The sequence below is a fragment of the Chryseobacterium sp. CH25 genome (assembly GCF_004119455.1).
Classification (GTDB): domain Bacteria; phylum Bacteroidota; class Bacteroidia; order Flavobacteriales; family Weeksellaceae; genus Chryseobacterium.
Map to the genome: position 1 here is coordinate 1,232,633 of NZ_NRQT01000001.1, position 11,271 is coordinate 1,243,903.

Here is an 11,271-nt window from a genome sequence, read left to right on the forward strand (position 1 = left end):
TATTAAATAATTGACCGAATTAAAAGCAACACAACACCGATCAGCCTTTTTAAACAGCATAAATCTCTGCTTACAAACTGATCAACCCACCATATCACTGATTTTTACTATTACTGTCCTACAAGGCAGTAATTTTTTTTGATCCTATATTTACCAAATTATTCTTCAACCTCCAAAAAAGCAATTCAATTGCTGATTGAATCAGTAATTATTACTTATCAATCTGTTTGCCGTAAAGCCTGTTAAATCTGGAATAATAAAATACCCAAAAGGCAAGCCATGGAAAGTTGGCTATCAGAAAAAACAAAATGTCCTCTCCATTGATCGTTTGGCCTTCCGTAATCATAAAGAAATAATAGATAATGAAAATAATCGGAAGTAAGAACCAGCAAAACATTATTTTTATTTTACTCTGAAACGATCCTAGAAGTGAAAGCAAGCTACTGAATGAAGATATACTCAAAAGCAAAAGCCAGATAATCACAAGCCCATAAGCCAAACCACTCATATCACAATTTCTTGGACGTTCAGCCACCACCGGTTTGGTCAGACTCATAAACACAATGAGAAAAAAAGAGGAAACAACCGTTGAGAAAAACCAGGTTTTCAGTATTGATAATAATATGGACTTCTTTTTTGACATCAAAATCTGCTTTAATAGCTAAAGTAGTAATAAGAATTCAATTTTACAAAATCTACCAACGTATCTATTCTAACTGATATTTAATAATTTGTTAAAGATACTCTACTCATATTATCTATAATTTTGGCAAAATATCAGTTATCATGTTATACATCATTATGGTAGTTGTACTACAGGCACTTATCACCCTCACTCTATTACTTTCCCTCATCAAAAACAGAGAATCTGTTCTGAATATGCTGTTATTGTACATTGGAGTGGTTGCATTGGATATGGGATACGAATATTTCATTATTCAAAGATTTGGTTATGAATCTGTTCTGTATGAAATTCCGGGAAGTCTCCGCATTTTCAAAGGTCTTATTTTCTTATCTATTACAGCCTGTTTAATTCATGCAAAATGGGGAGACAAACTTAAATACCTGATCTTTCCACTCACATTAGTGGTTATTCACCATGCTGTTGCTCTTACAGCAAAAATCTTTGATCTGTCCTGGGCAGACATTGCTATCAGGTCTTATCAGGCTTATTTCACTTATTACAGTCATTATTGGGTGGCATGTCTCCTTATCTGTATTTATTTTCTGACAAAATACCGTAAAAATATTAACCACCCTGTGGCCGGTAATTTCCGTTACCTGGTTTGTTATGTATTAATTGGAGTGTTGGTATTTTGGACCGTTTATCAATTGGGATGGAATACCCTGATCTATCAGAAAATCTACAGTCTTCTATTCCTCTTCCAGTTCGGATGGATTCTGTACGTTTATATTTTAACGTACCAGCACAGGCTCCAGGAACAGCAGAATACTTCTCATTTTTCAGTTCCTAAAGATACATATCAGTATAAAGATCTTTCAAAAATAGATTTTGATACGGTACAAAGTGCCATTGTCTCTTTTTATAAGGAAAGTCATATTTATCTGGATGAAGAGTTTACTCTGGATCAGCTTTCCAGCCATTTAAGAATAAGCAAATCCGATTTAAGCATTACCTTCAACAAGTACCTCAACACCAATTTCCACGAATATACCAACAGAAACCGCATTCAGCATTTTAAACAAATCTTGTCAGAGGATCCTTCCGCCAGTGTTATTGATCTTGCTTTTCAATGTGGTTTTAAATCCAAATCTACTTTTTATAAATATTTCAAAAGGAATTTGACTGTCTTCCATCTCAGCTTGTTCACTAAGTTACAATTATTTAACATTAGTAATTTATTGATTTTCAAAACAGTTCACTTCGAACTCAATAGAAACAGTAGTATAAAATTTAAATGAACTAAAACTTTTTAACGAGCTGACATCTTTGCAAAAAATTCACTAAGATGTCACGAGAAAGTCTTTTTTTAACAAAAGCAGCATTTTTTCTTTTAGGCTCTTTGGCCTTTGCACAGACCTCGGTTCACGGAACCGTAGTAGATAATCAGGGAAACCTACCCAACGCCCTGATATATCTTGAAAACAGTGGACAAAAGGTTACCTCCAATACCGATGGTTCCTTTGTTCTGAATAATGTTAATGATGGCAGTTACAAACTTGTTGTAGAATATAAGGGATATGATACTGTTTACATTCCTTTCAACGTAACAGACAAAAAGGAAGTAGATCTTGGACTGGTTAAATTCGGAGCTAAACCGAAGGAAAACAGTATTCAGGAAGTGGTGGTTACCAGTGTTTACAAAGCTTCGCAGGCCAGAGCCATTACCATGAAGAAAAACTCCAATACCATCACAGAAGTGCTCTCTGCGGATGCCATTGGAAAGCTACCGGACCGCAACGCCGCAGATGCTGTACAACGAATGCAGGGAGTATCTATTGAACGTGATATGGGAGAAGGACGTTTTGTTGCTGTAAGAGGAACTCCTGTACAATGGACTGCTTCTACTTTAAATGGCAACAGAATGCCCAGTGCAAGCGGTGACAATGCTAACCGTGGAGTTCAGATGGATATTTTCCCTTCGGAACTTATACAGAATGTCCGTTTATCCAAAGCCTTAACACCTGATCTGGATGGCGATGCTATTGGTGGAAATGTAGATTTCATTACCAAAACTTCTCCGAATAAGGAAACTTTAGCCATTAGTATGTCTTCCGGATATGTTAATATGTCTAAATCCCCAACGTATAATTCATCCATTGTTTATGGAAATAAGATTACTGATAAACTGAAATTTATTTCTTCCGCAGTAATCTGGGAACGTTCTACGGCCATCGATCAGATGAGAAATATTTTCAATTACGGACTGAAAGATAAAACAGCCTCCTACTCTATTAATCAGCTACAGCTTAGAGATTATCTAGCCAACCGAAGAACACTTGGGTTTAATCTGGGTCTGGATTATGAGATCAACAGCAGGAATAAATTATATTTTAAAGGCTTGTACAGCCAATACAAAGACGGGCAATCTGTAAGGGAAACCTATTTTAATTTTGACAATAAAAATGTAACGCTTCAAGCCCGCCATGCAGATTATCTCACAGACCTTTATTCTATGCAGCTGGGTGGAAACCATCAGGTAGGACAGCGTTTGGAAGTAAACTGGTCATTATCCAAAGCCCGTTCAGAGTTTAAATTTGATTCTCCGAAAAATCTTGATCAAAATGAAAGAGGGTATCCTATGGTTAATTTTGTACAGCCCATGACCTATGGAAATCTTTCCGCGGACGGAAGAAAATATATGACAATGGATGCTCCTGATGGCATTGGTGATACCGGAAATTATACTTTACCCTATAATCAGCAAGCTATTGCAGCAGATAAACTGAAATTAAACCAAATCATCCTCAGCCAAAATCATAACAGTGAAACAGATCTTAGAGGGCAGATTGATCTAAAGTATAAAATGTCTGATCGTTTTGAACTTAAATTTGGAACGAAATATAATAATAAAAACAAAAATGTCGACAGTTCTTTACTGGTATGGATACCCAAATCTTCTCTTGGTATACCCGGAGCTCCCGTAACCTATCTGAGTCAACTTGAACGTGAAGCTTTCCCATACAGAGGCGGTTTTATGAACCCTTTTGGAAACCCTTATAATTCAGTGATCATCAATCAGATTACCAACGGACAGATCGATCAGATGTACAATCCAGGTATACAGAATAGCTTAGGACTGATGCAGGTAAGCAATAAAGACAGCAGCTCCAATATCACAAGCTCTTACCGCGGAACTGAAAATGTATGGGCAGCTTATATGATGGGAACCTGGAAAGTGACTGACCAGCTTCAGGTATTGGGTGGTTTCAGAAATGAATATAACGACATTACCTTCTGGGGTAAAAAAGTGGTTTCAGACAAGGATAATAAAACGGAAGATATTAAAGACAATAAAACCTATAATGTTGTGCTTCCTATGGTCAATCTGAAATGGAATATCAGTAACGACCGTATTTTAAGACTTGCCTATACCCGTTCTTTTGCAAGACCTGATTTCAATGATCTGAACCCGGGAACCATTGTCAATGATATCACCAATACCATTACTCAGGGAAATACCAAACTGGATCCTACGTTTTCCAACAATTTTGATCTTATGTTTGAAAACTACTTTGGAAAGCTGGATCTGATTACCGCCGGAGTATTTTACAAAGACATCACCAATCTTATTTATAAAGATCAGTCGGTGACAGATATTGGTGGTAGAACGTATACTTTCACTGCTCCTAAGAATCTAGAAGGAGCAAAATTATTCGGTTTTGAATTCGGGATTTCCAAGCGTTTTGAAAACCTTCCTGGATTCTTAAAAAACTTAGGATTTGAAGGGAATTATACCTACATCTCTTCCAAAATGAATATGCCGATCTATGAGAACGGACAACAAACAGGAACGATGTCGACCACCATTCCTAATCAGGCTAAGCATATTTTCAATACGATCCTGTTTTATGAAACCAGTAAACTGATGCTTCGGGTTGCCGGAAACTACAAAGGGAATTATGTGAGTGAAATCAGAGCTGCTGCAGGGGCAGATCATTATCAATATTTTGATAAAAACTTTACAGTGGATCTTTCTACTTCCTACAGCATTTCAAAGAATGTCCGACTATTTTTAGAACTCAACAATATTTTCAATGAACCCAACCGCTACTATATGGGCACTAAAGACCGTGTAGAGAATATTTCCTACTCAGGGATACGTGGACAAATGGGTTTCACCTACAACTTTTAATCAAAAATATTATTCATCAATGAAAAAGTATATATACGGAGCTGCATTTTGTATGGCAGCGTTATTACAGGCACAGAATCAATGTAAGAACCCAAAGATTAATCAGCTTCAGATTGTTGGCACCCATAATTCATACGCACAGCCGGTAGATCCCAAAGTTTTGGATATGGTTACTCCCATCATTAAAGGAATGATGCAGAAGTACGACGGCATGATGTCTGAAGAGCAGAAAGCGAAATTCAAGGAATACCACCCTAATGGCATGGATTTGAAAGAGGGATTAAACTACAACCATCCTGATTTCACAGAACAGCTTAACGCCAATCTCCGAGGTCTGGAAATAGATGTTTATTATGATCCGGAAGGCAACCGATTCAGCCATCCTGCGGCCTATGAAGCTTTAAAAACAAAAGGAATAACGGATTTAGCTCCTTTTAACACGAAAGGATTAGATCAGCCAGGATTTAAAGTATTGCATATGGCAGATATTGATTTCAGAACCCACTATCCTACTTTGAAAGATGCGCTTACAAGCCTTAAAATATGGTCGGACCAACATCCCGGGCACACTCCTGTTTTTATGATGATCGAAGCGAAAGATTCCGGATTTCCTATTCTTGAAAACAGTACAAAGGTCTTAGCATTTGATAAAAAAGCTTACGATGATCTGGATGCCGAAATCGTAAAATACCTGGGAAAAGACAAAATCATCACTCCAAAAGAAGTGCAGGGAAAATACAGCACATTAAAAGAAGCCGTGACTCATAACAACTGGCCAACACTGAATGACAGTAAAGGAAAATTCATTTTCATGCTGTTACCGGGAAGTGCAGGAACTCTCTCTTCTAAAAACAATCCTTATCTTATTAATGGATCTCTGAAAGAAAGAATTATGTTTCTGAACAGTGAACCTGAAGATTCTTTCGCAGGATTTATTTTAAGAGACAATGCCATTGTAAGGCAAAAAGAAATTCAGAATCTGGTAAAGCAGGGCTATATGGTAAGAACGAGATCAGATATTGAAACCTATGAAGCCAAGGTGAATGATTTCACCCGTTCCAAAGCAGCCTTCAGCAGCGGTGCTCAGGTTGTCTCCACCGATTTTTTCCGCTCGGGAAATACGTATGGTACTCCTTATTTTGTACAGCCACCACAGGGGAAAGATTATCTTAATAATCCTATCAATACTTCATGTAAATAATTAAAACCCCCGGTTCTGTTTTCAGAGCCGGGGGGTTATAGTTGATCATTAAGACTTGTTACATTCATTGCAGTAAATCACTTTTCCTTCTTTAATAGTTTGAAGTACTTTGATATCTTTAATTTTCATTTTATCTTCTTTCAATGGATTCTTGTCCAGAATGACCAGATCCGCAAGCTTATTTTTCTCCAAAGTTCCTTTAGTAGCCTGTTCCATATACTGGATAGCCGGATGTATCGTAATAGCCTGAAGCCCCTGATAAGGAGTGATACACTGATCCTGACCTATTGCTTTATTACCGAATGAAACTCTATTGACTGAAGACCAAAGTACCATCATCTGATTCAATGGAAGAACCACAAAGTCCGTATGATTGGTTGGCTTAAGTCCCAATCCTATTGCATCTTTCATCGGACTCATATATGATGCCTGTTCAGGTCCTCTGTTTTGAATATGGGCATCAGCAAAGTAGTACGTATGCAAAGTATAGAATGACGGCAGAATTTTATATTTCGGATATTTCAGTAATTGATCTTTCCTCACAAACTGAGAATGTATCATCGTAACATGCCTCTCTTTTCCAAGGTCATGTTTGGCAACCATCTCATGAGCTTTCAGAAAGGTAGCAATCGCAGAATCGCCATTAGCATGAAGATTCAGGGGAACTTCCATATCATATACCATCCCAACCATTGCGGTGATCTCATTTTGCGAAAAAGTAAGCTCTCCTGTCCACTTATTATCATTTGGATCACTAGGACTTCCGGTAAGATAAGGCTTATGAAAAAAAGCTGTTTTACCCTGAGGTGAACCATCTATTGTAATTTTAACGCCACCTATTTTAAGGTGATTATCATATTTTAACCAGTCTTTTTTAGGATATTTTGCCAGAACAGATTTCAAATCTCCAATAAAGGGAAATGCAATAATATCAATCATATTTACATTCGCCTTATTGGCATGTTTCATAATTTCCAGATCATTAAACTTGGTAGCTCCATCATGGGCTGTTGTAATACCTGCTTCTGCATACAACATCTGGCCTCTTTTTGACCATGCAATCTGCTGATCCGGACTAGGCTTCGGCAGCTTATCAAAAATGGGTAAATAAGCAGTTTCCATAATCAGACCATAAGGTGCTCCATTATCATCCCTCACTATAACACCACCCTTAGGAGTTGGAGTATCTTTTGTGATATTAAACCTTGTAAGAGCCTTAGAGTTTAATACTGCTCCATGCATCGAAATATGTCCTACGATCACAGGATTATCAGGAAAGGCTTTATCCAGATCATCTCTGTTTAGTAACCTGCCATTCATTTTTGTATCATCATAACCATAAGCCTGAATAAGAGAATCTTTAGGAATGTTCCCTTTATCCTTAAGCTGCTTTATGGTTGCAATAATCTGATCTACATTATCCCCTTTTCCATCTGTAATAGGTTTAGGAGAAACATTAGCCTGATCTGATACCGTTAAAGAATTGATGTAATGACTGTGAGCATCAATAAAGCTTGGCAATAATGTTTTTCCTTCAAGATTAGCCAGTTGTGCTCCCTGCCCTTGCTTTTTAGCCTCTTCTAAACTGCCTATGTAAGCAATTTTTCCATCTTTAATCCAAACTGCATCGGCATAAGTAGGGGTATCTCCTACCATGGTAAGAATATCTCCTCCATAATAAATAACTCCATTACCGGTAGCTTCGGTAATGTCTTTGTAAGTCGTTGTTGAGTTTTTACAGGAGATCAAACCCGCAAAAGCAATACCCAACAGAAAAAATTTAATCTTTTTCATGTCAATTTTTGATTTTTGTTATTAGTTTTATTATTATACAACCCAAACAACCAGGGCTGAATTTTCATATAACAAATGGTTTCCTCCAAATCCACATCGTTTTGGAGAGTAGCCTAGATCATGGTCCAGCTATGTGAAGTATTTCCGTGAAGTATTTAAAGATTATTAAAGAGAAAAATATTACCTGCTCTACAAATTCAGCCCTGACTTTCTGCTTATTGGATATTATTTAAACCCAAACTTACAGACCTCTGTATATTCCTTTTCACAGAATGTTCACTTGTAACGGTTAAGCAATATTTGTAAAAATAAAACAAATTAAGAAACGAATTGAAAATATTTTGTAGAATTAATTATATTAAATTATAGAATTTATTAAATATGATTAAAAAATAAACAACAATAAAATTCACGGATGAAAATTTTAAAAACAGAATATAAGATCCTATTAAAAGCAAAAAAGGATATTGTTATAAAACTTAGAAGCTGGTATCTTTTTTTCAGAAAGGTATAAACAAAAAAAGTCTCCTATCTCTAGAAGACTTTTTGCGATCCGGACAGGACTTGTACTTTTCATAAAATCCTCTATCTATAAACTTTATGCTGTTCTCATATTATATAGGTCACTTTTTAAATAAAATTGAGAACATTTGTTTCTAACTGGTGCAGAGATATGGGTATTTTTATTTTCCACCAATAAATTAATTCTTAACTGTAATGTTTTGCTTTGAGACGGCAAATGCTACAGCTGCATCTACGTGAATCTGAATGGTATCAAATACCGGAACAGAAACATCTTTCTGTTTGATAAGAAGCGGAATTTCTGTACAGCCTAGAATAATTCCTTCTGCTCCACGATCTACAAGATCCTGGATAATCTTCAGATATTTTTCCTTGGTTTCAGGATTAATAATTCCTCTGCTTAACTCATTTCTCAAAATATCTTCTATATAATCTCTATCTTCAGATTTTTCTGGAATCAGAGGCTCCAGACCTCCTTCGATCAGTTTATCCTTATAAAAATCCAGCTCCATTGTATAGCTTGTTCCTAATAAACCGACTTTTTTTAGTCCTTTCCGCGTAACGGCACTGGCTGTAGCTGCTGTAATATGAATAAGTGGTAATCCTATTTGTTCTTCAATTCTATCAGCAACAATATGGGCTGTGTTGGCACAAAGTACAATAGCTTCCGCTCCAGATTTTTTTACATTTTCGGCAGCATTATAAAGAAGTTCGAAGGTAGCATTCCAGTCATAATCTGCATTAAATTGCTGAAAATGGTTAAAGTTGACAGAATAAATAATACATTCCGCAAAATTCAACCCACCTAATTCCTTATTGATTCCTTCATTCAGAAGGCGGTAGTAGTCTAAAGTAGATGCCCAACTGATGCCTCCTACCAATCCTAATTTTTTCATATTCTTCTTATTTTTTGTTCTCAGTAAAAGTAGATATCTTTACTATACTGTAACAGATACAAAAAATGAATATATTAATGTAACAGATGAAGGATTTCCAATATATAGCACTTGCAGAGAAATTTGAATTTTCTATTAATAACGGCACTTATCCCATTGGATCTAAACTTCCATCATTGAGAAGTATCCGGCAGCAACTGAAAATAAGTGTCGGAACTATTCTGAAAGCCTTTGCTCTTTTGGAAGATAAGGGGTTGGTGGCTGGAAAAGAAAGATCAGGATTTGTTGTACTCCGTACTTCTGTTTCTTCCGTAAGTCTGCCAAAACATGGAGAAAATAATACTCTTGCTCAAAAAATAGCGATTGGAAAAGTTTTACAGGAAGTTTCCTTTCCTGATTCAGAAAATAAAGCTTATGTTTCATTTTTTAATGCTGTTTTAAATCCGGATCTTCTGCCGTTTAACGCTTTACGAAGAAGTTTACAACAGGCTTCAAGGGATCTGACTGGGCATCATTTACAATATGAGTCTGCTGCAGGAAATATTCACCTGAGAGCAGAAATTGCCCGAAGGTCTTTTCTATGGCAGGGGAATCTGGCAGCAGATGATATAATCGTTACCAATGGAGCTTTGGAGGCGCTCAGCTTATGTTTGCGTGCTGTAACAAAAACGGGTGATACTGTCGTTGTTCAATCACCAATTTATCATGGTATACTACAGACAATAGAAAGTCTTGATCTTAAAATTATTGAATTATCCAGCTGTCCTGTGAGTGGTATCGATGTCCAGAAATTAGAAGAAATTTGTACCCAACAAAATATTTCGGTTTGTCTCATAATTTCAAATTTTAATAATCCAAATGGGATTACTTTAAATAATGAGAAGAAATCAGCAATAGCAGCTTTTGCAGAAAGAGTACAGATACCGGTAATAGACGATGATATTTATGGTGATCTACATTTCCAGGCACAGCGTCCTACCAATATAAAAAGTTATGACAGACACGGCTGGGTTATGTTGTGCTCCTCTTTTTCAAAATCAGCTGCCCCCGGTTACAGAATCGGCTGGTGTGCTGTAGGGCGTTTTACAGAACAGGTTACCCAACTGAAAGCCGTTACTAATGTAGCAACAGCAAGTATTATACAATCTTCTTTACTTCAGTTATTAAAGACAGGAGCTTATGACCGGCATCTGCGGAAACTTCGGCCTGAACTGCACAGACTGATGCTTTTGACAATACAGACAATAGAAAAGTATTTTCCGGCAGATATCCGTATGAGCCGTCCGGAAGGTGGTTTGGTACTGTGGATCGAGCTGCCTTCTCACATTGATAGTTTTGAACTTCAGAAAAAAGCCATTGACCAATTTGTGAATTTTGCTCCGGGACCTCTGTTTTCAAATCATGGAGATTACAGAAACTATATCCGAATCAGCTGTAATAATGTTTGGAATGTAAAAGTAGAAAATGCATTGAAAAGACTCGGCGATATTATCAAGAGCATGGAGCTGAATCATAATGGATATTAAGTATCATCATATTAGATGGGTCATTAGGACAGCAATGTTGAATAGGTGAATTGCAAGAATATTGTAATGAGAAAATTGAATTTTGATTATTATATTATCCAAATGGAAAATAGGTCTAAATGAGTTCCTGAATTAGTAGTTCTTGATATTCAAAAAGAGCATAACGTTCTGGTGTCAATTTATTGGGTTTACGATAGACTTGAACAGGTAAAACATCCTTTATTTACCCCCTTTAGAAGAGAATAGATTTGAGATCTATGCCATAGTATTTCTGACTTTGCTTATAGCCGTTATTAATACAGTACGTTTTTTATTTCTTTTGGAACTGGTAAAAAATAAAAAAGCTTTAAAACAAATGTTTTAAAGCTTTTTGTACTATTTTGATTTAATAGTTGCGATCCGGACGGGACTCGAACCCGCGACCTCCGCCGTGACAGGGCGGCATTCTAACCAGCTGAACTACCGGATCAATTTTTTAAAAGAAATTGAGAAAACTTCTGCGATCCGGACGGGAC

6 protein-coding genes and 1 tRNA gene are annotated in these 11,271 nt (G+C 36.6%); 4 read left to right on the top strand and 3 right to left on the bottom strand.

The features are described from left to right. Positions 1 to 786 precede the first annotated feature (786 nt). The 3 genes from BOQ64_RS05420 to BOQ64_RS05430 are packed head-to-tail and all read left to right on the top strand — an operon-like array spanning position 787 to position 6,018. Positions 787 to 1,923: a helix-turn-helix transcriptional regulator gene (locus tag BOQ64_RS05420; RefSeq protein ID WP_129058095.1), complete on the top strand. Its 1,137-nt coding sequence runs from the start codon at positions 787 to 789 to the stop codon at positions 1,921 to 1,923. A gap of 47 nt (positions 1,924 to 1,970) precedes the next feature. Then, positions 1,971 to 4,817: a TonB-dependent receptor gene (locus BOQ64_RS05425; RefSeq protein ID WP_129058094.1), complete on the top strand. Its 2,847-nt coding sequence runs from the start codon at positions 1,971 to 1,973 to the stop codon at positions 4,815 to 4,817. A 19-nt stretch (positions 4,818 to 4,836) separates the two neighbouring features. Beyond that, entirely contained in the window at positions 4,837 to 6,018 is a 1,182-nt protein-coding gene (locus BOQ64_RS05430) for a phosphatidylinositol-specific phospholipase C domain-containing protein (protein ID WP_129058093.1), read from the top strand. Positions 6,019 to 6,066: 48 nt separating this feature from the next. Here the strand turns inward: BOQ64_RS05430 and BOQ64_RS05435 are convergent, their stop codons facing one another. After that, complete coding sequence (locus BOQ64_RS05435) at positions 6,067 to 7,812, bottom strand: amidohydrolase (RefSeq protein ID WP_129058092.1); 1,746 nt, start codon at positions 7,810 to 7,812, stop codon at positions 6,067 to 6,069. A 701-nt stretch (positions 7,813 to 8,513) separates the two neighbouring features. Next, on the bottom strand, positions 8,514 to 9,230 hold the full coding sequence (locus BOQ64_RS05440; protein ID WP_129058091.1) for an aspartate/glutamate racemase family protein: 717 nt from the start codon (positions 9,228 to 9,230) through the stop codon (positions 8,514 to 8,516). Between the two features lie 86 nt (positions 9,231 to 9,316). Here BOQ64_RS05440 and BOQ64_RS05445 point away from each other — a divergent pair, with 86 nt between their 5' ends. Next, positions 9,317 to 10,756, top strand: a complete 1,440-nt coding sequence (locus BOQ64_RS05445; RefSeq protein WP_129058090.1) for a PLP-dependent aminotransferase family protein — start codon at positions 9,317 to 9,319, stop codon at positions 10,754 to 10,756. Positions 10,757 to 11,151: 395 nt separating this feature from the next. On the opposite strand, the gene BOQ64_RS05450 is transcribed toward BOQ64_RS05445, so the two are convergent. Beyond that, positions 11,152 to 11,225: transfer RNA gene (locus BOQ64_RS05450), tRNA-Asp, on the bottom strand. Positions 11,226 to 11,271: the final 46 nt, after the last annotated feature.